The following is a 23035-nucleotide window of genomic DNA, read 5'->3' as shown; positions in this document are numbered from 1 at the left end:
ACGCGCAGCGTCTATTGTCGGTGCCTCTTCAGACAGCAGGCAGGCAGCGCAGCACGATGGCACGGTGGCAATGGATGGCGGCAGGCGTAGCGTTGGCGACGGTAGTGGCATTGGCTGCGACCTGGTGGGAGACACCGCTGCATACGCTGGCTGAACCGGCGGGTCCGGCTCCGACGCCGTTGGCGTGGACCGCGCAGATCGAACCGCTGGCCGGCGATGGCCACCCGGGTGACCGCGATGGCGCGTCCACGCAGGCACGCTTCGCCGATCCGTACGCGTTGCTGCGCAGTGCCGATGGCAGCGTCTATTTCACCGATGCCGGCGACAACAACCGGATCCGTCGCCGCCTTCCCGATGGCCGCGTTGAAACGGTGGCCGGGCAGGGCGAGGGACGTGTCGATGGCCCTGCACTGCAGGCCAGTTTCAACACGCCTTCGGGCATTGCCGCCGACGCGCAGGGCAACCTGTATGTGGCCGACACCGGCAACCATGCGATCCGCCGCATCAGCACCGATGGCCAGGTGACCACGCTGGCCGGTGGCGAACAGGGCCACGCCGACGGCCCTGCCGCGCAGGCCCGCTTCGATGCGCCGATGGGCATCGCCGTGGATGCGCAGGGCCAGGTTTACGTGGCCGATACGTTCAACGATCGCATCCGGGTGATCGGTACGGATGGCAGCGTGCGCACCCTGGCCGGTGGTGATCGGCCGGGCCTTGCCGATGGCGTGGGCGCCGCTGCGCGCTTCGATACGCCGGTGGCGCTGGCCTTCGACGCGCAGGGCGCGTTGCTGGTGGCCGACCTGTTCAACAACGCCGTGCGCCGGGTGGGTGCCGATGGTACGGTCAGCACCGTGGTCGCCGCCGGTGGCGTGATCAATGGGCCGCTGTCGTTGGCCACCACCCATGACGGCGTGCTGTACGTGGGTGATCTCGATGGCCGCATCGTGCAGGTGACGCCGCAGGGCCATCAGATCGCGCTGGTCGGCAATGGCCGCCTGCCGCGCCTGGCCCGCCCCAGCGGATTGGCGCTGGATGCCGATGGCAGCGTGCTGGTGGCCGACGCCGCCAGCTACCGCCTGCATCGCCTGCGCCCGCTGCCGGTGGGCGACCTGCCGGCACCGGCACTGGTCGGCCCGGCTGCCGATGCCGCGCTGCCGAAGACCGGGGGCCGTTGGCCGCTGGCACCGCAGGACGGCTGGCACGAGGTGGTCGGCACCCTGGGCGAGGTGCGCGGCAACTTCACCGGTGAGAGCCGCCACCACCTGCATGGCGGCTTCGACGTGCGCGGTGATGTGGGCCAGACCGTGCTGGCGATCGCCGAAGGCAAGATCAGCAGCCCGGTGGCCGCCTGGAACCTGGGTGAGCAGGCCGAGGGCCTGGTCGTGGATCGCCTCAAGTACATCCACATGCGGGTCGGCCGCACCCCGCGCGACGAACCCTACGATGCGCGCTGGCAGGCGCTGTACGACGAGCAGGGCAGGCTGGAGCGGATGCGCGTGCGCCGCGGCATGCGCATCCACGTCGGTGACCGCCTGGGCAGCATCAACAACCAGGCGCACGTGCACCTGGCGGTGGGTACCGGCGGCTTCGAGACCAACGCGGTGGCGCTGGGCTTCCAGGGCTACGCCGACCACTTCGCGCCGCGCATCACCGATGTGGCCCTGCTGGACGACAACGACCAGCCGATGGCCGCCGGCAGCGATGGCGTGGTGATGGTGGCGCGCCAGGGCCGCGGCGTGCAGATCGTGGTCGAGGCCTGGGACCAGGTCGACAACAACCTGCCGCGCCGCCGCCTGGGCATGTACCAGGTGGGCTACCAGATCCTCGACGCCGATGGCCGAGCGCTGCAGGGCTATGAACAGCCACGCTGGAACATCGTGTTCAACCGCATGCCGCCGCAGAAGGAAGCGGTGCGGGTGGCCTACGCCCCCGACAGTGGTATCACCGTGCACGGCAGCGCGGTGACCCGGTTCCGCTACCTGGCCACCAACACCGTGCGCGACGGCCTGATGGAAACCGGGCGCTGGCAGCCGGCGGCGCTGCCGCCGGGCGAGTACATCGTGCGCGCCAGCGTGCGCGACTACAGCGGCAACGAAGGCGTCGGCCCGCGCGAGATCAGGGTACGGCTGCTGCCATAGCCGCAGCCGGGGCGCCGCAGCGTTCGCGCTCGGCGTCCATGTCTTCCAGCGGCCGCACTTCGATGCTGCCGAAGCGCGCCCACGGGAAGTCGCGGGCGATGCGCATGGCTTCGTCGCGGTCGCGGGCGACGATCAGGTTGAAGCCGGCCAGCAGTTCGCGGGTTTCGGCGAACGGGCCATCGAGAACACGGCTGTTGCCATCACGCACGCGCAGGGTCTGTGCAGTGTCGACCGGCTGCAGTTTCTGCGCGGCCAGCAGCGTGCCTTCGGCCTGCAGCTTGTCGGCGTGGGCCAGGCAGTCGCGCATCAGCGCGTTGAATTCTTCGATGGGCAGGGCCTGCAGCAGGGCAGGCTCGATATAGATCAGAAGCAGGTACTGCTGCATGGGACGGTCCTGGCGGGGGCGGGTGCCCATGATGGCGCAGGATGGCGCGTGGGCATGTTGCAGCGCAGAAGCGCGCCTTCGGCGGGGACGGCGAACGGCGGAGCCCCTCCGTGGTGGCGCTACAACGTGATGCTTGGGCTTGGCCGGGTGGGTAGGCGGGTCGGGGGACGCCGTAAACCCATCCATGGGGGCTTGGCCGCGGCATCCATGCCGCGGACACCCCCGCCCCGCCTACCCACCCGGCCCTGGACAGTTTCCTGCGGCGTCCACCCCGGAAAATCACAAACAAGAGCAAAAGCGGGTCGCTTCGCTCGCAAAGCTGAGCCCGCCAGCCAACCGCCGTTGCTGTTGCTTTTGCTGTTGCTTTTGCCTTTTCTCTTGATTTTCCCGTGGTGGGGCAGCCGCAGAGATCTGTCTGGGGCCGGGCGGGTGGGGTTGGCGGGGTATCCGCGGCATGGATGCCGCGGCTAAGCCCCCACGGATGGGTTCACGGCGTCCCCGCCAACCCCACCCGCCCGGCCCACTCCCAGAAAACCAGCTTTCAGCGACCAACCCAAACCCACCACGGAGGGGCTCCGCCGTTCGCCGACCTCCGCCGAAGGCGCGCTTTCCACGGAAGAAATAATTTTCAGAGGACGTGTCGATTCCCAGCCCCCTGGTTCGTTGTATCCAATGAAGGGCACGCACCACGCGTCCCCACGGGAGACCGCAATGAAAGTGATGGTGATCGTGAAGGCCAACGCCGACTCCGAAGCCGGCCGCATGCCCAGCGAACAGGAACTGTCCGAAATGGGCGCCTTCAACGAACAACTGGTGGCCGCCGGCATCATGCTGGCCGGTGAAGGCCTGCACGCCACCCAGCGCGGCCGTCGCATTCACTTCGGCGGCGGGGCACCCCAGGTCGAGGCCGGTCCGTTCGGTCCTGCCAGTGAACAGATCGCCGGCTTCTGGCTGTGGGAGGTGCGGTCGCTGGACGAAGCGGTTGAATGGGCCAGCCGCGCGCCGTTCGGCAGTGGCGGCACGCTCGAACTGCGTCCCTTGATCTCCGCTGAAGACTTCGGTGAAGCCTTCACTCCCGAATTACAGCAGCAGGAACAGCGTCTGCGTGCACAGCTGGAAGGTTGACCCGATTCATCTCCACGCCGGGCACGACCCGGCGCTACCGCCCTGAACCACATCACGGAGTATTGCCATGAGACTGATTCCCTTCCTCGGCTTCAGCGGCCAGGCCCACGAGGCGATGGCGTTCTACGCCAAGGCACTCGGTGGCCAGGTCACTTCGGAAATGAAATACCGCGACATGCCGCCCTCCGATGGCTCGCCGGGCTGCAACGAGATGCCGCCGGAAACCCTGGACCACGTCGCCCACAGCCAGCTGGAGATCGGCAACGCCATCGTGATGGCGGCCGACGGCCCCGGCGGCGGCGAGGGTGGCTCGACCACCATCAATGTCGACGTCGACAGCATCGAAGAAGCCGAACGCGTGTTTGCCGCGCTGGCCGAGGGGGCGCAGGTGCAGATGCCGATCGCCGAAACGTTCTGGGCGCACCGCTGGGGCATGCTGGTCGACCGCTATGGCAAGCCGTGGATGGTCAACTGCATGAAGCAGCCCTGATTCCTCTCTTTATTTCATCCACAAGGAGCTTCACCGATGAGTGCACCGCAACCGCAGATGATCTTCGTCAACCTGCCCGTGCAGGATCTGAACGCGTCCAAGACCTTTTTCGCAGCGCTGGGCTACAGCTTCAACCCGACCTTCACCAATGACGATGCCGCCTGCATGGTGATCAGCGAGAGCATCTTCGTGATGCTGCTGACCCAGCCGTTCTTCAAGCAGTTCACCACCAAGCCGATCGCCGACGCACGCAGCCAGACCGAGGTGATCACCTGCCTGTCGGCGGACAGCCGCAAGGCGGTGGACGTGATGGTGGACAAGGCTCTGGCGGCCGGCGCCAGTGAACCGCAGCCCGCGCGCGACTACGGTTTCATGTACCAGCGTGGCTTCCAGGACCTGGATGGCCATCTCTGGGAAATCACACACATGGACGGCGAGCCGGGCTGACGGCCGCCGCAGGGAGAACCCGCATGGCTTACGTGGACGCTTACGTGCTGCCGTGCCCGCAGGACAAGGTGGCGGCCTACCGTCGCCTTGCCCGCAAGGCCGGTGCGGTGTGGAAGGACCATGGCGCGCTGCAGTACATGGAATGCGTGGCCGACGATGTGGAGCCGGGCAAGAGCACCTCCTTCCCGCGCGCGGTCAAGGCGAAACCGGGCGAGACGGTGATCGTCGCCTTCGTGGTGTTCCGCTCGCGCGCGGCACGCGACCGCATCAATGCAAAGGTGATGGCCGACCCGCGGCTGGCGTCGCTGGGCCCGAAGGACATGCCGTTCGATACCCGGCGCATGTTCTGGGGTGGCTTCAAGCCGATTGTTGAAGCGTGAGCTGCGGCGCTTGTGCGGGCCGGGCGTGCGTGCTGTGATCGGCGCATGCTCGAGCCCGCACTGACGCAGCGTCTGGAAACCCTCTGGCGGATGGAGTCGCCAGTGCTGATTGCGCGCCTGGCGCGGCTGCTCGGTGGCGATGTCGGCCGTGCCGAGGAGCTGGCCCAGGACACCTGGCTGGCCGCGCTGGAGCGTTGGCCGGAGCAGGGTATCCCGGACAACCCTGGAGCCTGGCTGATGACCACCGCGCGCAACCGTGCCATCGATGTGCTGCGCCAGCACCAGCGGGTGACGCAGCAGCATGCGCAGTGGGGCGAGGAACTGCATCCGGCGGCACTGCCGGCGCCGGATGACAGCCAGGCACTGGAGGACGACCTGGGCGATGACCTGCTGCGGCTGATGTTCGTGGCCTGCCATCCGGTGCTGCCGGCCGATGCGCGGGTGGCACTGACCCTGCGCCTGCTCGGTGGCCTGACCACCGTCGAGATCGCGCGTGCGTTCCTGCAGCCGGAGCCGACCATCGCCCAGCGCATCGTGCGCGCCAAGCGCACGCTGGCGCAGAAGCAGGTGCCCTATGAAGTGCCGCGCGCGGACGCGATGCCGGAGCGGTTGGCCTCGGTGCTGGAGGCGGTCTACCTGGTGTTCAACGAAGGCTATGCGGCCAGCGCCGGTGACGACTGGATGCGTCCGGCGTTGTGCGAGGAGGCGCTGCGGCTGGCGCGCATCCTGGCCCATCGCCTGCCGGTGCCGCCGGTACTGGGCCTGCTGGCGCTGATGGAACTGCAGGCCTCGCGCGCGGCGGCACGCGTGGATGCACAGGGCACGCCGGTGCTGCTGGACCAGCAGAACCGCGCGCGCTGGGACTGGTTGCAGATCGAACGCGGCCAGCAGGCGCTGGCGCGCGCGCTGGCGGCCGGTGGTGGCGACGATCCCTACGTCCTGCAGGCGCGCATCGCCGCCTGCCATGCGGTTGCGCGGCGCGCCGACGCTACCGACTGGCCGCGTATCGCCGCGCTCTATGCACAGCTGCTGCAGGTGCAACCTTCGCCGGTGGTGGCATTGAACCGGGTGGTGGCGATCCTGCGCAGCGAAGGCCCGTTCGCCGCGTGGGCGCAGCTGCAACCCCTGATGGTCGACGCGCGCCTGCGCGACTATGCGCCGCTGCAGGTGGTGCGCGGCGAGCTGTTGCAGGCACTGGGGCGTGAGCAGGATGCGCGTGACGCTTTTGCCGCGGCCGCCGAACTCAGCCAGAACCGCGCCGAGCGCGGACTGTTGCGGCGACGGGCGGGACTACCGCCCACGGACTGAGCCGACAAGGACAGCACTTGTCGCCGGGCGCCTGAGCGGCTATGTTTCGCGCCCAGCGGACGCATCAGCGTCCGCATTCCATGCGTATTGACCGAGGAGCGGTTGGATGTATTCAAGGACGAAGAGCGCATCGCGCGCTTTTGCGCGCCTGCTTGCCTGTGCCCTGTGCCTGGCCGTATGGCCGATGGCCGTGCAGGCCGCCGACAAATCACAGCAGGCCTATTGGGCCGGGTTTGCCTACACCGCCGACGCCGCTGCCGTGCAGGCGACCACGCCGCATGCGCACGCGGTGCTGGAACGGCGTGGGCTGGTCCCGCTGAACCAGACGCTGGCACAGTCGCTCAAGCGCCACGCACCGGCCCACCTGGAGCTGATCGACCAGCCGGTGGCGATGCTCGACGGCACCACCAGTGCCACCGTGCTGGCCGCTGCGCTGGATCGCGAGCTGGTCTCGGTCGAACCGATCGGCGACCAGTACAAGGTGCTGGTGGAAGTGGCGCTGCAGGCGTTGTTCTTCGACTTCCGCGAGCGCCAGGTGATCGCCTCCTATCCGCTCACCCTGCAGCGCATCGACGTGCAGGACTACCGTCCGGACAACGACGATATCGACGCGATCGTCGCCGATCTGCTGTACGGCGGTGCCGATACCAGCCTGTCGCAGGTACTGGCGGCCAGCCTGGCGCAGGCCCGGTTGCCCGATGCCGCCGTGCGTCGCCTGCAGGTGGGCGGGGTGACCCTGTCCGACGCGGCACGCGCCAAGCTGCCCGATCCGAAGTGGGAAGCACCGCTGCGTGCCACGCTTGCGCACGAACTGTCCAAGACGCTGTCGTCCAACACCGGCGTTGGCCTGCTGCCGCCGGCCTCGGGCCAGGCGATCGGCGGTGCGATGGCCGCCCGCTTTGCCGACGGCAAGGTCTACCAGCTGAAGATTCCCGAACCCGACTACGTCATCCAGCTGCAGGTCGATGCACTGAAGAACGGCGTGATCGAGGAAACCCCGGCGATGAAGACGATGCTGTTCGGCGCCTTCTTCACCGCCAAGGTGAGCGAGCCGTTCTCGGGCAAGGTCTATTTCGAACAGCCGCTGCGCAAGGGGGCCACCAAGGTGGTGCCGGTCACGCAGTGGCAGGTCGACCAGTGGTCGGCCAGCTACGAAACCCTGCTGGCCGGCTTCGACGCCTTCGCCGGCGCCGCCGCCAAGCGTGCCGATTCGCGCGCCTGGCTGGACGAACAGAAGCCGGGCGGCCGCCCGTTGCAGCAGCAGACCCAAGCCCTCCAGGAGTTGATCAAGTCATGTCGTTGATGCGTACCATCCTGCTCATCCTCATCGCGCTGGCGGTGGCCTCGCCGGTCGCTGCGCAGACCGCGAGTTCGCGCGGAACCGGCTCGGCCAGCTACGGCCTGCGCCTGAGCGCCGATACCCGTGCCCAGGCCCTGAACAAGGCCAAGGTCAATGCCCTGGAGGCGTACATCGCCGAAACCGGTGCGGCCAAGCTGCGCCTGTTCGAGGCGCGCCGCGCCGAGTTCATCGGCGAGATCGACCGCTACGTGCTCAGCGCCGTACAGCTGTCGGACACCGAAGACAAGAAGGCCAAGACCTACAGCGTCACCGTCCGCGCCGAGATCAACACCACCCTGCTGCAGACCAAGCTGGATGCGGGTTCGGCCGTGGCCGGCGCCACCGCTGCGCAGCGCTCGCTGCTGACCTTCCTGTTCATGGCGCGCTCGCAGGACACCGTGCAGTCGTTCCAGGACAAGGAGTACCGCCGCGTCGACGCCAGCAGCAGCTACAGCGAGAACACCCGTGAAGGCGACAGCTTCCGCGGCAACTCGGTCAGCACCAACGGCAGCATCAACCAGAACGGTTCGGTGTCGGTCACCAGCGGCGGCAGCACCACCGCGCGCGCCGACAACATCACCTGGAAGGTGGCCAACGCCGCCGAAGTCAACACCGCGATGACTGGTGCCTTCAGCGCCGCCGGCTACGAGGTGGTTGAAGCCGAGTACGTGGAAGGCGAGTCGCGCGGCCTGCTCAGCATCGAGCGCATCCGCAAGGACTTCAGCACCGGCAACGACCTGGCCCCGGCCACCCTGCGCGACACCGCCAATGGCATCCGTGCGGCCAACATCCCGTACATCGCCGTCGGCACCCTCGACGTCGGCATGCGTGACCGCGATCCGGCCAGCGGCAACACCCGCGTGTTCGTCACTGTCACCGGCAAGGTGCTGGACGTGACCGGTCGTTTCCCGCGCACCGTGTCGTCGGTCGGCCCGGTGCAGTTCTCCGGCACCGGCCCGAATGAAACCGTGGCCCGTACCAATGCCCTGCAGCTGGCTGCCGAAAAGGCCGCCCAGCAGATGATCAACGAACTGAACGTCAAGGCGGTCCGCTGATCCGCCGGCCCGTTGGGTGCCGAGCTCGCTCGGCATCGCCCCTGGGTTACCGATTCCCCACGTGCCGCACGCGGCCGTTTCTTCCAAAGGACTCTCACATGATCCGCAATACCGCTCTTGCCCTGGCCATCGCGGCCGCCACCCTGTCGATGCCGGCCCATGCCGGCCTGGGCAAGCTGAAGGACCTGGCTGGTGGCTCCACCGGCTCCTCCAGCAGCACCTCCAGCGCCGCTGCCCCGGACGAAGCCGCGCAGGAAGCGCTGGTGCGTCGTTTCGTCAGCTCGCAGTCGCACTCGCTGCAGGCCCAGACCTCGTTCGCCCGTGCCTTCGGCCTGGCCGAGCAGGTGCAGCTGCTGGAAGCCGAGCGCCAGGCGCTGTCGTCGGGTTCGGTCAGCGTCGATGCGATGAAGAAGTCGGTGTCGGTCAGCGAAGCCGCCCAGGCCGCGATCGACGAGCGCCAGGCCGCGCAGCCGGAGCTGAACGCTGAATCCAAGCAGCACTACGCCGAAGGCCTGGTCTCGCTGCTGGCGTCGGCCGCCGAAGCGCAGAAGCTGGGTGGCGAAGCCAGCAACTTCACCGCCGGCATGAAGAACCTGGGCGCCACCCAGATGGCTACCGTCGGCCGCAAGCTGGCCGCTGGTGCATGGGTGGCCAAGGAATCGCCGGGCTTCATCCAGGGCCTGTACGGTTCGACCAAGTCGGCTGTGACCTTCGCCAAGAAGAGCAAGGTCAAGGTGCCGTCCAACGCCGACTCGATGCTGGGCCAGCTGGACAAGATGAACTGATCCGAGGCGAATCCCCATGCGTACGACCTCCCGTTTGATCGGCCTGGGCCTGGCTGCCGCGCTGCTTGCAGCCTGTGGCAAGCAGGACACCCCGGCCGAAGCGCCCGCACCTGCCAAGGACAAGGCAACCAGTGCACTGGCCAGCAATGCGCCAGTGGAAGCAGCGCCCCTGCGTGGCACGCCGGATTTCGGCGGCACCACCCAGGTCGCGCGCGAGGCCGACGGCATCGGCAGCACCCCGGAACTGGCGGTGCTGGCGGCGTTGCAGTCGGCGGTGGCGCAGGTCAACGGCGTACGCGTGGCCAGCCAGATGCAGAGCCTGCGTGCAGGCCTGCATGTGGATGTGGATGACGAACACGTCGGCGATATCCGCGCCGACGCGTTCACCCAGCAGATGATCGCCGGCTCGCAGGGCGCGGTGCTGGGCTATGAAATCCTGTCGCAGGACGAAGTGCGGCAGCTGGATGAAGAAACCATCGCGCGCGTGCGCGCCAGCGACGAAGGCTGGAGCTTCAAGGGTTCGGCCTCTGCCAGCGCGTCCGGCGAGGCCACGGCAAAGGGCGGCGGAGCCTCGGCCAGCGTCAAGGAGAGCTACGACGAGAAGGTCAGCGTCGATGCCAAGCGTGGCGCAAGCTCGTTCGATTCGGACGTGACCCACCGCAGCATGCGCAGCTACTGGAAGGTGCGCGTGCGTGCACAGATTGCCCAGTACCGTGCACCGGACGAGCAGGGCAAGCCGAAGATCGTGGTCGCGCTGCCGCGCACCAAGGCCGGCAGCTATGCCGTGGGCGATGGCCGCGTGAGTGCCGATGAAGTGGCCGACGCGATCCGCGCGCGCCTGTCCGACACGCTGACCCAGACCCAGCGCTTCATCGTGCTGGACCGCGAGTTCGGCGACGAACTGCAGGCCGAGATCGACCATATCAACAGCGGCAACGTACGCCTGCAGGACACCGCACGCGTCGGCCAGCAGCTGGCGACCGACCTGATCCTGATCCCGACCATCGAACGCTTCGAGTACCCGCGCAGCGTGCGCAACCTGCGCATGTCCGACCGCCAGGTGACCTCGTACTCCGGTGGCGGCCGCATCACCCTGCGCCTGATCAACGCCACCACCGGCCAGGTGGTGATGTCCGACAGCTTCGACCACCAGCTGGCCTCGACCGGCCCGAGCACCCTGCCCCGCGTGGTCAACGGCCGCAACATGGCCGCGGCGATGATGGAATCGCTGTCGGGCCAGATCGGTACCACCATCGTCACCACGCTGTTCCCGGTGTCGGTGGTTTCTGTGGACGGTGACCAGGTGGTGCTGAGCCAGGGTGGCGAAACCCTGCAGGCCGGCCAGCGCTGGCAGGCCGTGCGCCTGGGCGAGGAACTGAAGGACCCACAGACCGGCCGCTCACTGGGCCGCAGTGAACACCCGTGCTGCACCATCCGCATCGACCGCGTGGCCGCACAGACCTCGTACGGCACCATCGAAGACGGCGTCGACGCGATGCGCGGCGGTTTCCGCCCGGGCCAGATCGAACTGCGCCAGAAGCTGGGCAGCAAGCCGGCCGCCGCCGCAGGTGCGACTGCCTCGGCCGCTCCCGCCGCCGCCGCACGCCCGGCGGCCAAGCCGAAGCCCAAGCCCGCTGCCGCCCCGGCCGAAGACCCGAACTGGTAACACCCTGAGGGGGTCAGATCCCTTTCCCGGCGGGAAAGGGATCTGACCCTTTCGTGTTTCCGTGCGTGTCGACCAAGGTCGACACCCACCAACAGCAGTGGGACCCCGCCTACCCTCAGGAAACCAGCTTTTGCTGTTGCTTCGGCTGTTGCCGTTGTTTCGGCAGGTGCAGGGCGCAGCCCTGGCGAATCCCATTACACTCCAGAAGGATTTCCCTGCTGGAGAGAGCAATGAAACGAGTGGTACTGGGCGTGCTGGCCCTGTCGGTGTCGAGCGCACTGATGGCGGCCACCCCGAAATTCGATGGCGCGCGGATCTCCGCCGACGTCAAGGAACTGGCCTCCGACGCCTACGAAGGCCGCTCGCCGGCCACCGCCGGCGAAGAAAAGACCATCGCCTACCTCAGCAAGCAGTTTGCCGACGCCGGCCTGCAGCCGGGCGGCGACCTCAAGGACGGCAAGCGCCTGTGGACCCAGGCCGTGCCGCTGCGCAAGGGCGACATCGTCGGCGCACCGCAGCTGGCGCTGCACCAGGGCGGCAAGACCGTGCCGCTGGAGCAGGGCAAGCAGATCGCCGTGCGCGCCGCCATGAACGGCGCCAGCAGCGTCGACATCAGCAAGGCCCCGCTGGTGTTTCTCGGCTACGGCGTGAAGGCACCGGAGCGCAACTGGGACGACTTCAAGGGCGTGGACCTGAAGGGCAAGATCGCCGTGGTGCTGATCAACGACCCGGACTTCGAAACCGGCCAGGGTGATTTCGACGGCAAGGGCATGACCTATTACGGCCGTTGGACCTACAAGTACGAGGAAGGCGCCCGCCAGGGTGCGCTGGGCGTGCTGATCGTGCACGAGACCGCACCGGCGTCGTATGGCTGGGCCACCGTAGCCGGCTCCAACACCAACACCATGTTCGACGTGGTGCGTGACAACCCGGCAGAAAGCCACCCGCTGCTGGAAGGCTGGATCCAGCGCGACCTTGCCGTGGAGCTGTTCCGCTCGGCCGGGCAGGATTTCGAGGCACTGAAGAAGAAGGCGCAGCAGCGCGACTTCACCCCGGTGCCGCTGACCGGCGCCAGCCTGGACGCGAAGTACGCGGTGAAGACCGAAGTGATCACCTCTCACAACGTGGCCGCGCGCCTGGAAGGCAGCCGCCATCCGGACGAGACCATCATCTACAGCGCGCACTGGGACCACATCGGCGTGGGCGAGCCGGACGCGCGCGGTGACCGCATCTTCAACGGCGCGCTGGACAACGCCAGCGGCACCGCCTCGCTGGTCGAGCTGGCCCGTGGCTTCGCCAAGGAGAAGCGCCCGCAGCGCTCGCTGCTGTTCCTGGCGGTCACCGCCGAGGAAAAGGGCCTGCTGGGTTCTGAGTACTACGCCACCCATCCGCTGTATCCGCTGGAAAAGACCGTGGCCGTGATCAACATGGACGGCATGGCGCCGTTCGGCCCGTCGCGTGACTTCGGCATCTACGGTGCCGCGCGCTTCGAGCTGCTGGACCAGCTGAAGGACGTGGCCAAGGGCTGGGATATCCGCTACACGCCGGACCCGAAGCCGGAAGCGGGCCTGTTCTTCCGCTCCGACCACTTCCCGTTCGCCAAGCGTGGCGTGCCGGCGCTGTCCTGGTCGGCCGGCCAGGACTGGGTGGACGGTGGCGTGGCCGCAGGCAGGAAGGCCTCCGAGGACTACACCGCCAAGCGCTATCACCAGCAGGGCGACGAGTGGCAGCCGGACTGGGTGTTTGCCGGTGCCGCGCGCGACCTGGAAGTGCTGTACACGCTGGGCAACCAGCTGGCCAATTCCCGCGATTGGCCGAACTGGAGCAAGGACGAGGTGTTCCGCGCCGTGCGTGACGCCAGCGCCGACCAGCGCAAATAACGGCGTCCGGTAGTGCCGGCCGCTGGCCGGCATTGCCGCCCCCGGAAACGCCGGGCCGTGCCCGGCGTTTCCATAACGGCTTCCATCCCCACTTTCCCGGCCTTCGTCGCAGCCTGCTTGCTTGCCCGGCGGGCCGCCCTATGCTCGGCTCACCCCCTTCCTCAAGGCGCCGCCGTGTTCGCCAGCCTCTCTCTCCTGATCCGCCACCTGCTGGCCTGGGCTGCCGCGCTGGTTGTCGCCGGCATGGTCTGGAGCGGCATCTTCAGTGGCATGAACGATGGCCCGGGCTGGATCTTCGGGCTGCTGGCGATGTTCCTGATCATTTCCGCGCTGGGCAGTGCCATCACCCACATCCGCCGGGTCTGGCTGGTGGCCGGTCGCCTGGATGCCACCACCCTGTCCGGCCGCCAGCGCCGCCAGATCGAACTGCCGATGGACGCGGGCCACGCCTTCTCGGTGGTGGAGGCGGCGATTTCCGAACTACCGCGCGTCGAAGACGTGGAAAGCTCGGCCGGCAGCCTGCAGGTGCGCGCCTATGTGCGCCGGGTCGACCTCTGGAACGGCCGCCAGCCCTCGCGCTGGAACCTGCCGGCGAGGCTGGCCATCAAGCGCAACAGCGTGCTGGCCACGGTGACACCCGGGCAGGGCACCAGCACCGTGACCCTGCTGTTCGAACCCGATGCCGGCTGGTGGGCCGACCTGCTGGCGCTCGACGAGGGCAGCAACTTCGAGAACGCCGAAGCAGTCACCCGTGCGATCAGCCGCCGCGTCGCCGACCAGCGCCGCGACGAACAGGCTGCGGCCGAACAGACCCAGGTGGAAAAGGAACTGTCGGTGGCACGCTTGAACCTGTTGCATGCGCAGGTGGAACCGCACTTCCTCTACAACACGCTGGCCAACGCGCAGGTACTGACCCGCACCGATCCGGCGCGTGCCGAACAGATGCTCGGCCACCTCATTCAATACCTGCGCAGCTCGTTGCCGCAGGTGGACGAATCGGTATCCACGCTGGGCGTGGAGCTGGACCGCACCCGCGCGTACCTGGAAATCCTGCGCATCCGCATGGGCGCACGCCTGGCGGTGGAAATGCAGGTACCGAACGAACTGCACGGCGTGCACCTGCCGGCGATGGCACTGCAGACGCTGGTGGAGAACGCGATCAAGCACGGCCTGGAACCCAAGCCCGGCGGTGGCACGATCTGGATACTGGCGCGCGGCTTCGATGACCACGTGACCGTGACCGTGGCCGACGATGGGCTGGGCTTCGGCCAGGGCACCAGCGGTACCGGCATCGGCCTGAAGAACCTGCGCGAGCGCCTGCGCCTGACCTGCGGCGAGCAGGCCGGCGTGGCGATCGTTGCCAACTTCCCCAGCGGCGTGGCCGCGACCATGACCCTGCCGCAGTCGCACAAGGAGCGCAGCCATGCCGCTTGAAGCCCTGATCGCCGAAGACGAAGAACTGCTGCGGCAGTCACTGGTGGAGCAGCTGGGCCGGTTGTGGCCGGAGCTGAAGCTGGTGGCCGAGTGCGAGGACGGTGCCAGTGCACTGGAGCAGCTGGCCGAGACGCAGCCGGACATCGCGTTCCTCGACATCCGCATGCCCGGCATCAGCGGCATCGAGGTCGCGCGCTCACTGTCCGAGCTGAGTCCGCGCACCCAGGTGGTATTCGTCACCGCCTACGACCAGTACGCCATCGATGCGTTCGAGCAGGGCGCGATGGACTACCTGTTGAAGCCGGTCAGTGATGAGCGCCTGCTGGCCACCCGCGAGCGCATCCTGTCGCGGCTGCCATCGACGCGCCAGGACGATGCCGTGCTGGAGCGCCTGCTGCAGCGGCTGGGCCCGTCGCAGGGCGCAGCGGAGCGCCCGCCACTGGCCTGGATCACCGCCAGCAACGGCCGCGAGACGCAACTGATCATGCTGGAAGATGTCGTCTACTTCCGTGCCGACAACAAGTACACCACCGTGGTCACCGCTGCCGGCGAGAGCCTGTTGCGCACACCGTTGCGCGAACTGCTGGAAGTGCTCGACCCGCAGCACTTCCGCCAGATCCACCGCTCCACCATCGTCAACATGAAAGCGGTGGCAGCGGTGAGCCGCGACGATACCGGGCGCGGCGTGCTGCGCCTGCGCGGGCGCACAGAGACGCTGGTGGTCAGCCAACCGTTCATGAGCCTGTTCCGCGGCATGTAGCCGCGCCGCAGCCTCCGTCACCAGGAGCATTGCATGCGTTTTTTCCTGCTTGTCGGCCTCGCCGCATTGGCGCTTGCCGGTTGCCAGAAGTCCACTGAAACCGCGATCACCCGCACCACTGCCAATGGCGTGGACACGCTGTACAGCAAGCGCACGGTAGTGGACGGCGTGGTGCGTTTCGAGTGCATGGCCAGCCGCAGCGGCCAGTGCCATTACCTGGTGCTGGACCCGGCCTGTCGTCCTGATGCCGCCTGTGCGAAAGCGCCGATACGGTCGTTCGCGTTGGCGGCCGGCACGACCCGGGAGTTCAGGAGCCTGCCGAAGGGCTTCGCCCAGTGCGTCAGCGAGGATCGGAAAGAACAATGCCACCGTGAGTGATCACGGTGGCATTGTGGCTCCCCCCGCTTCCCTGAAGGGTCAGTAGGCAGGCTGTAGTGTCAGGTCGTGGTGGTGCTCGTTCTCGCCCACGTGGTTGAGGCGGCCGACCAGTTCGGAGTGCTGCTTCATGCGCCCGATCTCGGTCATGATGCGGATGTCCTCGTGGCGCAGCTCGCGCTTGGCGGTGACCGCCTGCTTGTAATCGAGCACTTCCGGGTAATGCTCGGCCAGGTCCAGTGCCTCGGCCACGTGCTCGACGCTGTCGGCCTTGGAGCTGATGCGTGCGCGACTGTTGAACGCCTTCATCCAGCGCTCGAAACCGGCCTGCTGATCGAACATGTTGGCCATGAACCAGATCACGAACAGGATCGACACCCACGAGCCGAACACGACTACCACGCGGGTGAACGTGATATGGAAGTCGTCGCGCCAGAGGTAGTTGGCGATCAGGCCAAGAATCAGCAGCGAGGCTGCCTGCCAGCCGACGATCGAGGCGATCAGCCATTGGCACTTGGCCTGGGCCAGCACCGCGACTTCATCGCGGATCTGCTGCTCGCTGAGATTGCGCCAATGCGCGACCTGTTTGTCGAACGGGCTGCTGTAGAGCTCGTTGTCGCGAAGCAGAATTCCCAAACCCTTGAACAAAGCAATCATGGCTGGCTCCTTGTGGAACGTGCGTCGATCAGCATTGGACGGTGTGGCGGTTCCAGTTCTAGCATTTCCAGCGAGCCGTGCAATGGGCGCAATGCCAAGCTGCGCAAGGGCTTTCCCTGAATCGGTGAATGTTGTTGCATCGCAGCATCGAGGGCGCTGCCTGCGACAGGATGTCGCAGGGTGAAATGTGCTGCGGCCGCACATGAAACCGTGGCTGAGTACGAAGACTCGCCGCCGCGGTCGTGATCGCCGAGAATCGGAGCCAACCGCGCAAGATGCGACTGTTCTTCCGTCTTTCTTGGACCTGTGATGCCGGCTCTGCTGCAGCTCTCCCGCCCCGTCACCGCGCCGATCCGGCGCTGGGTGCTGGAGGCCTTCCCCCGTGGCCAGAGCGGCATCGATTACGACCAGCCGCTGGGTGACCCGGGTTGGTTTGGACCCGACAGCGTGACCTGGCGCCTGCACGCCGAGTTCCCCTCGATGCTGGCCGGTGGCCTGTGCGCGCTGATGCTGCAGACCCTGCATCCGCGCGCGCTGGCCGGGGTCTACGATCACTCCAATTTCCGCCAGGACCTGGTGGGGCGCCTGCGTCGCACCACCGCGTTCGTTGCCGGTACCAGCTATGCGCCCACCGGCGAGGTGGAGGCGCTGGTGGCCAGGGTGCGCCGCATCCATGCACGGATCCGCGGCCAGACCGCACAGGGCGAACCCTACGCCGCCGATGATCCGCAGCTGCTGACCTGGGTGCATGTGACCGAGGCGTTCGGGTTCCTTCAGGGCTTCCGCCGGTACGGACGGGAGGTGCCGGCACACATCGCCGACCGTTACTACGATGAGTACCGCTGCGTGGCCGAGGCACTGGGTGCGGTGGACGTGCCGCGCAGCGAAGCGGAAGTGGCGGCGTACTTCTGTGCGCGGCAGCCGGAGCTGCGCGTCGACGAGCGCTCGCGCGAGGTGCTGGAGGTGCTGTCCGGCGTGCGCCTGCCGGTACCGGTGCCGGGGCTGTCGCGCGAAGTGTTCCTGGGTGCAGGCGCGGCACTGCTGCCGGACTGGGCCGAAGGCATGCTTGAACGCAGTGGCCGTCAGCGCGCGCAGGCCGCCGCGTCGGCGAAGCTGATGCAGGGCATGGCGCCGCTGTTCCGCCGTGCGTTGCCCGATGGCCTGGCCAGCCGCGCCTGTGCGCGCATGGGCGTGCCGGTGTCGGTGCTGCGCGAGTGGCCCAGCGTTCCCCGGTAGGTGCCAACCTTGGTTGGCACGCGTTGCGCGCGGTGCAGTAGGAGCCGCAGTAGATCCACGCCATGCGTGGATGGGCCTTACCCCGCCGACTTCAACCCGCGCAACAGCATCTCCAGCGCCGCCGTCGCCTGCCGCAGGCGCACGTCGCCATCCTCGCCCTCGGCGATCCAGAACGCGGCCTCGGCCAGGCTGCCATAGATCAGCGACGCCAGCGCCTGCGCATTCACCGGTGCCACCACGCCCTGGGCAACCAGATGTTCGATCAGGTGCTGCATCGAATGCACGCAGTGGCGCTGCGATTCCGGTGAGGCGCCACCGAGCACCGCGCGCGCGTCGCGCAGCACGATGCGCTGGATCTCCGGTTCCAGCGCCATCTCCAGGTACGCGCGGCAACGCTGCACGAAGCCCTCCCAGGCATCGTCGGCGGCATCACTGATCGCCTGCAGGCGCTGGTCGGTCTCGGCATCGAGCTGGGCGACGACAGCTGCCAGCAGACCCTTCTTGTCGCCGAAGTGGTGGTACAGCGCGCCGCGGGTCAGCCCGGCCTGGGCGGTCAGGTCGTCCATCGAGGTGGCGGCATAGCCATGCTCGCTGAACACCCGGCGGGCGGTGGCCAGGAGGGTGGCGCGGGTTTCTTCCATCTCGGCGCGGGTGCGGCGAACCATTCAGAGCTCCTTACATACGCAGTGCATGATTATTTACATACGACGCGTATGAATGTAGCCTCTTATTCATACGCCCTGTATGTATTGTCATGGCGCCCCGTGCGCCAGGCAAGTCGCTGCCTTGGAGAACCTGATGGCCACCCCCTATCGCGACCTGTTCGCGACCCCCGGCACCGCCGGCCTCGCCCTGGCCGGGCTGCTGGCACGCCTGCCGCTGCCGATGACCGGTATCGGCATCATTACCTTGCTGTCCCAGCTGCGCGGCAGCTATGCACTGGCCGGTGCGGTGTCGGCCACCTTCGTGCTGACCTATGCGTTGCTGTCGCCGCAGGTGTCGCGCTGGGTCGACCGGCGCGGGCAGGGCAGGGTACTGCCATGGGCCACTGCGGCCAGTGCGGCCGGTCTGCTGTTGCTGCTCGCGTGCACGCTGCTGGCCGCGCCGGACTGGACGCTGTTCGTTGCGGCGATGCTGGCCGGCTGCATGCCCAGCGTGTCGGCGATGGTGCGAGCGCGCTGGACCGCGACCCATCGCGGACGACCACAGCTGCAGACCGCGTATTCGCTGGAGACCGTGTTCGACGAGGTGACCTTCATCGCCGGGCCACCGTTGTCCGTCGGATTGTCGGTGGCGGTATGGCCACAGGCTGGCGTACTGGCGGCCGCCCTGCTGCTGGTGGCCGGCGTCGCCGCACTGGTGCTGCAGCGGGGCACCGAGCCGCCGATACAGCACTACGAAGGTGCAGCATCCTCGCACTCGCTGCTGCGGCAACCGGAGATCCGCCTGCTGGCGTTGCTGATGCTGGCGATGGGCGTGATCGTCGGCACCGTCGACATCACCAGCGTGGCATTGGCCGAGCTGCGCGGACAGCCACTAGCTGCCAGCTGGGTGCTGTCGGCCTACGCGCTGGGCAGCTGCGCGGCGGGGCTGCTGTTTGGTGCCCTGAAGCTGCCGATGCCGCTGCCGCGCCTGTTGCTGGCCGGAGCAGCGGCCACCGCATTGACCACGTTGCCGCTGCTGTGGGTCGGCAGTCTGCCGGCACTGGCCGCTGCGGTACTGCTGGCCGGGGTGTTCTTCGCGCCGACGATGATCGTGGCGATGTCGCTGGTTGAACAACGCGTGCCCGAAGCACGCCTGACCGAAGGCATGACGTGGCTGCTGGCCGGCCTCAACATCGGCGTGGCGCTGGGCGCGGCGCTGTCTGGACAGAGCGTCGATGCGGCGGGCGTGCGCAGCGGTTTTGTGGTTGCGCTGGCGGCAGGCGGTGGCGTGCTGCTGTTCGCCTTGCTCGTGCAACGTGCGCTGCGCCCGTCTGCCGCGTCCACATCTCCTGAAGGAATCATCCCGTGAGCGCTTCATCGCCTGCGCATGCCGCGTCTGTGCCCCGCCATCCGTGGTGGGCGGTCTCCGCCGTCGGCCTAGCCACGTTCTCGGTGGTCACCACCGAAATGCTGCCGGTCGGCCTGCTGACTCCCATCGCCGAAGATCTCGGCGCGTCCACCGGCACCGCCGGCCTGATGATCTCACTGCCCGCCCTGCTGGCGGCAGTGTTCGCCCCGCTTGCGGTGATCGCAGCCGGTGGCATCGATCGTCGCCGCATCCTGTGTGCGCTGTTGGGCCTGCTGCTGGTCGCCAACCTTGCGTCGGCGCTGGCACCTGGCATCGGCTGGCTGTTGGCCGCGCGTGTGCTGGTGGGGTTCTGCATGGGCGGCATCTGGACCATTGCCGGTGGGCTGGCAGCGCGCCTGGTACCTGCGCAGCGCATCGGTCTGGCCACCTCGATCATCTTCGGAGGCGTGGCCGCAGCTTCGGTGCTCGGCGTTCCGTTGGGCGCGCTGATCGGGGATGCATTGGGCTGGCGCAGCGCGTTCGTGGCGATGACGTTGTTCAGTGCGGCGGTGATGCTGCTGCATCTGCGGGTGGTTCCCGCGTTGCCGGTCAGCACATCGGTGCGGCCGCGTCAGTTCGTGCAGCAGCTTGGTCAGCGCAACCTGCGGCGTGGCCTGTGGCTGACCGGGCTGCTGGTGTCCGGGCACTTCATCGCCTTCACGTACGTGCGGCCGCTGCTGACGTCCGTATCGGGCGTGGATGCGTCGTGGATAGGTGCACTGCTGTTTGGGTACGGCCTGGCTGGCATCGCCGGCAACTTCATCGCCGGGCCGCTGGCTGCGCGCCATCCACTGGGCATGCTGCTGGCGATAGCCTCGGGCCTGCTGCTGACGCCTCTGCTGTTCCTGTGGGTGGGAAATACGCCCTCCGCAGGTATTGCGGTGCTGCTGCTGCGGGGTCTGGCCTATGGCGGTGTATCGGTGGGCCTGATGAGCTGGATGATGAAGGCGGTGCCGCAGGCCGTGGAGATCGCCACCGCGTTGTATGTGGCGGTATTCAACATCGGCATCGCAATGGGTGCGTGGGGTGGTGGCCGCCTGCTGGATGGCGTGGGCCTGCATGCGAATCTGTGGGCTGCGGCGGTGTTGGCTGGGAGTGCCCTGCTGATGGCTGCCATCACCCGCAGGTAGATCCACGCCATGCGTGGATTCCTACCCCGTGCCGACCAAGGTCGGCACCCACCAGAGCGGAGTATGTGCCGACCAAGGTCGGCACCCACCAGAGCGAAGTATGTGCCGACCAAGGTTGGCACCCACCAGAGCGGAGTATGTGCCGACCAAGGCTGGCATCCGCCAGAACGAGGCATGCGCCGACGAAGGTTGGCCGCTACCCGGAAATGAAACGGGCGCCTTGCGGCGCCCGTTCCGGTTACATCACCACACCTTGACCCGCTTGTCCGGGGCCAGGTACAGCTTCTGGCCTTCCTTCACTTCGAACGCCGGGTACCAGGCGTCGATGTTGCGCACGGTCAGCGCGCGGAACTGGCCCGGGGCATGCACATCGGTCAGCAGCGAATTGCGCAGCGCCTGCTCGCGGCTCTTGCTGCGCCACGCCTGGGCGAAGCCGAGGAAGAAGCGCTGGTCCGGGCTGAAGCCTTCCAGGGTCTGGCCCGGCTTGCCCTGCAGCGACAGCTGGTAGGCATCGTAGGCGGTACCCAGGCCAGCCACGTCGGCGATGTTCTCGCCCAGGGTCAGCTTGCCGTTCACGTGCACGCCGGGGAACGGCTCGTAGCTGCTGAACTGCGCGGCCAGCGCATCACCGGCGGCGTTGAACTGCTTCAGGTCCTCGGCGGTCCACCAGTTGTGCAGCTTGCCGGTCTCGTCGAACAGCGCGCCGGCGTTGTCGAAGCCGTGGCTGATCTCGTGGCCGATCACCGCACCGATCGCACCGTAGTTCACCGCGTCATCGGCAGCGCCGTCGAAGAACGGCGGCTGCAGGATCGCGGCCGGGAACACCAGGCGGTTCTCCAGCGGCACGTTCATCGCATTGATGGTCTGCGGCAGCATCGCCCACTCGCTGTGGTCGACCGGCTTGCCCAGCTTGGCGATGTTGCGCTGGTACTCGAACAGCTCGGCGCGCTGTGCATTGCCCAGCGGGTCATCACGGCGGATCTCCAGGCCGGTGTAGTCGCGCCACTTCTCCGGATAGCCCATGCCCACGGTCAGGCCCGTGACCTTGGCCTTGGCATGCGCCTTGGTCTGCGGCGACATCCACGACAGCGCGTCGATGCGCTTGGCAAAAGCGGCGATGATGTTCTTCGCCATCTCGTCCGCACGCTCCTTGGTCCTGGCGTCGAAGTGCTTTTCGACGTAGCGCTTGCCGATCGCTTCGCCGACGGCATGGTTGGCATCGTCCACCGCGCGCTTCCAGCGGTCGCTCTGCTGCGGCGTGCCGCTCAGCGCGGTGCCATGGAAGGCGAACCGGGCATCGGCGAACTTCTTCGGCAGGTAGGCGGCGGCACGGTCCAGCGCGTGGAACGCCAGGTAGTCCTTCCAGGCGTCCAGCGGCTCGGTGGCGACCAGCCTGGACAGGCCGGCCACGGCCTTGGGCTGCCACACGATGAAGTCCTGCTGGTTGCCCAGCGCGGCCGCATCGAGGAAGGCGTTCCAGTCCAGGCCCGGCGCCTTCGCATTGAAGTCGGCCTGGGTCCAGGGGTTGGCGCCCTTGGTCACGTCGTTGGTTTCTTCCTGGGTGGCATGCGCCTGCGCGATCTTCGTTTCCAGCGCGAGGATGCGCTGCGCCTTGCCGGCCGGGTCGGCGACGCCGGCCAGCTGCAGCATCTGTGCGATGTAGGCCTGGTACTGCTTGCGCAGTTCGGCCATGCGGCCATCGCCCAGGTAGAAATCGCGGTCGGGCATGCCCAGGCCGCCCTGCACCAGGTACGGCGCGGTGCGATCCGGCTGCAGCATGTCCACCGACACCCACAGGCCGAACAGGCGGTCGGTGTAGAAGTTGGTGGCGTTGAGCAGGTCGACGTCGGCGCGCAGGTCGCCGCCGAGTGCGCGGGCCAGCCCGGCCTTGTCGGCGATCGCATCGATGGCCTTCAGCTGCGGCTGCACCGGCGCCAGACCGTGCTGCTCGATGCCGGCTTCGTCCATGTAGGCGGCGTAGTAGTCGCCGATCAGCTTGTCGTCGCCGCTGGCCTGGGTGTTGCCGGCGGCCCCTTCCAGGATGGCGCGGGTGTCGGCCAGGGTCTTCTCGGCAATGACATTGAAGCTGCCGAAGCGCGAGCGGTCGGCCGGAATCTCGGTGTTCTTCACCCAGGTGCCGTTGGCGAAGCCGAAGAAGTCGTCGCCGGCGGCGATGCTGCGGTCCATGCCGCTGGCATCGAAGCCGAAACTGCCCAGCATCGGCTTGGCCGCAGCGGGGGCGGCATCGGCCGGCGCGGTGGCACCGACGGCCGGGTCGGCCGGGCGGTCACAGGCGGCCAGGGACAGGCTGGCAACAATGGCCAGCGCCAGGGTGGGACGGCGCAGCTTGGACATGGACTTCTCTTGCAGCGGAAAACCCCAAGTCTAATCCG

21 protein-coding genes are annotated in these 23035 nt (G+C 67.6%); 17 read left to right on the top strand and 4 right to left on the bottom strand.

The window, feature by feature from the left end; genetic code table 11:
* Positions 1-56: 56 nt before the first annotated feature.
* Positions 57-2138 carry an NHL repeat-containing protein gene (locus J3A72_RS22405; RefSeq protein WP_075076827.1) on the top strand — a complete coding sequence of 694 codons (2082 nt, stop codon included), beginning with the start codon at positions 57-59 and terminating at the stop codon, positions 2136-2138.
* Here the strand turns inward: J3A72_RS22405 and J3A72_RS22400 are convergent.
* Positions 2116-2523: a YciI family protein gene (locus J3A72_RS22400; RefSeq protein WP_012479004.1), complete on the bottom strand. Its 408-nt coding sequence runs from the start codon at positions 2521-2523 to the stop codon at positions 2116-2118. The two genes, J3A72_RS22405 and J3A72_RS22400, sit on opposite strands and share 23 nt — an antisense overlap.
* A 711-nt stretch (positions 2524-3234) precedes the next feature.
* On the opposite strand from J3A72_RS22400, the gene J3A72_RS22395 reads away from it, so the two are divergent.
* The 13 genes from J3A72_RS22395 (at position 3235) to J3A72_RS22335 (ending at position 15570) form a co-directional block, all read left to right on the top strand.
* The gene (locus J3A72_RS22395; RefSeq protein WP_014645771.1) at positions 3235-3648 is read left to right on the top strand and encodes a YciI family protein; all 414 of its coding nucleotides are present in this window, start codon (positions 3235-3237) and stop codon (positions 3646-3648) included.
* 67 nt (positions 3649-3715) lie between these two features.
* Positions 3716-4138: a VOC family protein gene (locus J3A72_RS22390; RefSeq protein WP_075076161.1), complete on the top strand. Its 423-nt coding sequence runs from the start codon at positions 3716-3718 to the stop codon at positions 4136-4138.
* Positions 4139-4174: 36 nt separating this feature from the next.
* Positions 4175-4585 carry a VOC family protein gene (locus J3A72_RS22385; RefSeq protein WP_075076160.1) on the top strand — a complete coding sequence of 137 codons (411 nt, stop codon included), beginning with the start codon at positions 4175-4177 and terminating at the stop codon, positions 4583-4585.
* A gap of 23 nt (positions 4586-4608) precedes the next feature.
* Positions 4609-4965, top strand: a complete 357-nt coding sequence (locus J3A72_RS22380) for a DUF1428 domain-containing protein (protein WP_014645774.1) — start codon at positions 4609-4611, stop codon at positions 4963-4965.
* 45 nt (positions 4966-5010) lie between these two features.
* Positions 5011-6273, top strand: coding sequence for a sigma-70 family RNA polymerase sigma factor (locus J3A72_RS22375; RefSeq protein ID WP_075076159.1), 1263 nt, complete (start codon positions 5011-5013; stop codon positions 6271-6273).
* A 106-nt stretch (positions 6274-6379) separates the two neighbouring features.
* On the top strand, positions 6380-7576 hold the full coding sequence (locus tag J3A72_RS22370) for a hypothetical protein (protein WP_053495494.1): 1197 nt from the start codon (positions 6380-6382) through the stop codon (positions 7574-7576).
* On the top strand, positions 7567-8667 hold the full coding sequence (locus tag J3A72_RS22365; RefSeq protein WP_014645777.1) for a hypothetical protein: 1101 nt from the start codon (positions 7567-7569) through the stop codon (positions 8665-8667). The genes J3A72_RS22370 and J3A72_RS22365 overlap by 10 nt, the downstream gene beginning before the upstream one ends.
* Positions 8668-8765: 98 nt before the next feature.
* Positions 8766-9452, top strand: coding sequence for a hypothetical protein (locus J3A72_RS22360; protein ID WP_014645778.1), 687 nt, complete (start codon positions 8766-8768; stop codon positions 9450-9452).
* Between the two features lie 16 nt (positions 9453-9468).
* Positions 9469-11118, top strand: a complete 1650-nt coding sequence (locus J3A72_RS22355) for a CsgG/HfaB family protein (RefSeq protein WP_041863036.1) — start codon at positions 9469-9471, stop codon at positions 11116-11118.
* Positions 11119-11348: 230 nt separating this feature from the next.
* Positions 11349-12998, top strand: a complete 1650-nt coding sequence (locus tag J3A72_RS22350; RefSeq protein ID WP_075076158.1) for a M28 family metallopeptidase — start codon at positions 11349-11351, stop codon at positions 12996-12998.
* Positions 12999-13172: 174 nt separating this feature from the next.
* Positions 13173-14432: a histidine kinase gene (locus tag J3A72_RS22345; protein ID WP_046428597.1), complete on the top strand. Its 1260-nt coding sequence runs from the start codon at positions 13173-13175 to the stop codon at positions 14430-14432.
* Positions 14422-15192: a LytTR family DNA-binding domain-containing protein gene (locus J3A72_RS22340; RefSeq protein WP_075076157.1), complete on the top strand. Its 771-nt coding sequence runs from the start codon at positions 14422-14424 to the stop codon at positions 15190-15192. The genes J3A72_RS22345 and J3A72_RS22340 overlap by 11 nt, the downstream gene beginning before the upstream one ends.
* 33 nt (positions 15193-15225) lie before the next feature.
* On the top strand, positions 15226-15570 hold the full coding sequence (locus J3A72_RS22335; RefSeq protein WP_075076156.1) for a hypothetical protein: 345 nt from the start codon (positions 15226-15228) through the stop codon (positions 15568-15570).
* Between the two features lie 39 nt (positions 15571-15609).
* Here J3A72_RS22335 and J3A72_RS22330 read toward each other — a convergent pair whose 3' ends face one another.
* Entirely contained in the window at positions 15610-16224 is a 615-nt protein-coding gene (locus J3A72_RS22330) for a hypothetical protein (protein ID WP_014645784.1), read from the bottom strand.
* 309 nt (positions 16225-16533) lie between these two features.
* Between J3A72_RS22330 and J3A72_RS22325 the strand changes: the two genes are divergently transcribed.
* Positions 16534-17460 carry an oxygenase MpaB family protein gene (locus J3A72_RS22325; protein WP_075076155.1) on the top strand — a complete coding sequence of 309 codons (927 nt, stop codon included), beginning with the start codon at positions 16534-16536 and terminating at the stop codon, positions 17458-17460.
* Positions 17461-17537: 77 nt separating this feature from the next.
* On the opposite strand, the gene J3A72_RS22320 is transcribed toward J3A72_RS22325, so the two are convergent.
* Positions 17538-18125: a TetR family transcriptional regulator gene (locus tag J3A72_RS22320; protein WP_014645786.1), complete on the bottom strand. Its 588-nt coding sequence runs from the start codon at positions 18123-18125 to the stop codon at positions 17538-17540.
* Positions 18126-18258: 133 nt separating this feature from the next.
* On the opposite strand from J3A72_RS22320, the gene J3A72_RS22315 reads away from it, so the two are divergent.
* Complete coding sequence (locus J3A72_RS22315) at positions 18259-19473, top strand: MFS transporter (protein WP_075076164.1); 1215 nt, start codon at positions 18259-18261, stop codon at positions 19471-19473.
* On the top strand, positions 19470-20642 hold the full coding sequence (locus J3A72_RS22310; RefSeq protein WP_075076154.1) for an MFS transporter: 1173 nt from the start codon (positions 19470-19472) through the stop codon (positions 20640-20642). The genes J3A72_RS22315 and J3A72_RS22310 overlap by 4 nt, the downstream gene beginning before the upstream one ends.
* A 243-nt stretch (positions 20643-20885) precedes the next feature.
* On the opposite strand, the gene J3A72_RS22305 is transcribed toward J3A72_RS22310, so the two are convergent.
* Entirely contained in the window at positions 20886-22997 is a 2112-nt protein-coding gene (locus J3A72_RS22305; protein WP_032959257.1) for a M13 family metallopeptidase, read from the bottom strand.
* Positions 22998-23035 lie beyond the last annotated feature (38 nt).

It is taken from the genome of Stenotrophomonas sp. PvP093 (assembly GCF_017876915.1).
Lineage (GTDB): Bacteria > Pseudomonadota > Gammaproteobacteria > Xanthomonadales > Xanthomonadaceae > Stenotrophomonas > Stenotrophomonas muris.
Note: the sequence above shows the minus strand (reverse complement) of the source record. Positions and strands in the feature narration are given on the sequence as shown.

Excerpts from the sequence above, each read along its gene's own strand:
- J3A72_RS22405 (WP_075076827.1), top strand. The coding sequence starts at position 57 with ATGGCACGGTGGCAATGGATGGCGGCAGGCGTAGCGTTGGCGACGGTA.
- J3A72_RS22400 (WP_012479004.1), bottom strand. The coding sequence starts at position 2,523 with ATGCAGCAGTACCTGCTTCTGATCTATATCGAGCCTGCCCTGCTGCAG.
- J3A72_RS22395 (WP_014645771.1), top strand. The coding sequence starts at position 3,235 with ATGAAAGTGATGGTGATCGTGAAGGCCAACGCCGACTCCGAAGCCGGC.
- J3A72_RS22390 (WP_075076161.1), top strand. The coding sequence starts at position 3,716 with ATGAGACTGATTCCCTTCCTCGGCTTCAGCGGCCAGGCCCACGAGGCG.
- J3A72_RS22385 (WP_075076160.1), top strand. The coding sequence starts at position 4,175 with ATGAGTGCACCGCAACCGCAGATGATCTTCGTCAACCTGCCCGTGCAG.
- J3A72_RS22380 (WP_014645774.1), top strand. The coding sequence starts at position 4,609 with ATGGCTTACGTGGACGCTTACGTGCTGCCGTGCCCGCAGGACAAGGTG.
- J3A72_RS22375 (WP_075076159.1), top strand. The coding sequence starts at position 5,011 with ATGCTCGAGCCCGCACTGACGCAGCGTCTGGAAACCCTCTGGCGGATG.
- J3A72_RS22370 (WP_053495494.1), top strand. The coding sequence starts at position 6,380 with ATGTATTCAAGGACGAAGAGCGCATCGCGCGCTTTTGCGCGCCTGCTT.
- J3A72_RS22365 (WP_014645777.1), top strand. The coding sequence starts at position 7,567 with ATGTCGTTGATGCGTACCATCCTGCTCATCCTCATCGCGCTGGCGGTG.
- J3A72_RS22360 (WP_014645778.1), top strand. The coding sequence starts at position 8,766 with ATGATCCGCAATACCGCTCTTGCCCTGGCCATCGCGGCCGCCACCCTG.
- J3A72_RS22355 (WP_041863036.1), top strand. The coding sequence starts at position 9,469 with ATGCGTACGACCTCCCGTTTGATCGGCCTGGGCCTGGCTGCCGCGCTG.
- J3A72_RS22350 (WP_075076158.1), top strand. The coding sequence starts at position 11,349 with ATGAAACGAGTGGTACTGGGCGTGCTGGCCCTGTCGGTGTCGAGCGCA.
- J3A72_RS22340 (WP_075076157.1), top strand. The coding sequence starts at position 14,422 with ATGCCGCTTGAAGCCCTGATCGCCGAAGACGAAGAACTGCTGCGGCAG.
- J3A72_RS22335 (WP_075076156.1), top strand. The coding sequence starts at position 15,226 with ATGCGTTTTTTCCTGCTTGTCGGCCTCGCCGCATTGGCGCTTGCCGGT.
- J3A72_RS22330 (WP_014645784.1), bottom strand. The coding sequence starts at position 16,224 with ATGATTGCTTTGTTCAAGGGTTTGGGAATTCTGCTTCGCGACAACGAG.
- J3A72_RS22325 (WP_075076155.1), top strand. The coding sequence starts at position 16,534 with ATGCCGGCTCTGCTGCAGCTCTCCCGCCCCGTCACCGCGCCGATCCGG.
- J3A72_RS22320 (WP_014645786.1), bottom strand. The coding sequence starts at position 18,125 with ATGGTTCGCCGCACCCGCGCCGAGATGGAAGAAACCCGCGCCACCCTC.
- J3A72_RS22315 (WP_075076164.1), top strand. The coding sequence starts at position 18,259 with ATGGCCACCCCCTATCGCGACCTGTTCGCGACCCCCGGCACCGCCGGC.
- J3A72_RS22305 (WP_032959257.1), bottom strand. The coding sequence starts at position 22,997 with ATGTCCAAGCTGCGCCGTCCCACCCTGGCGCTGGCCATTGTTGCCAGC.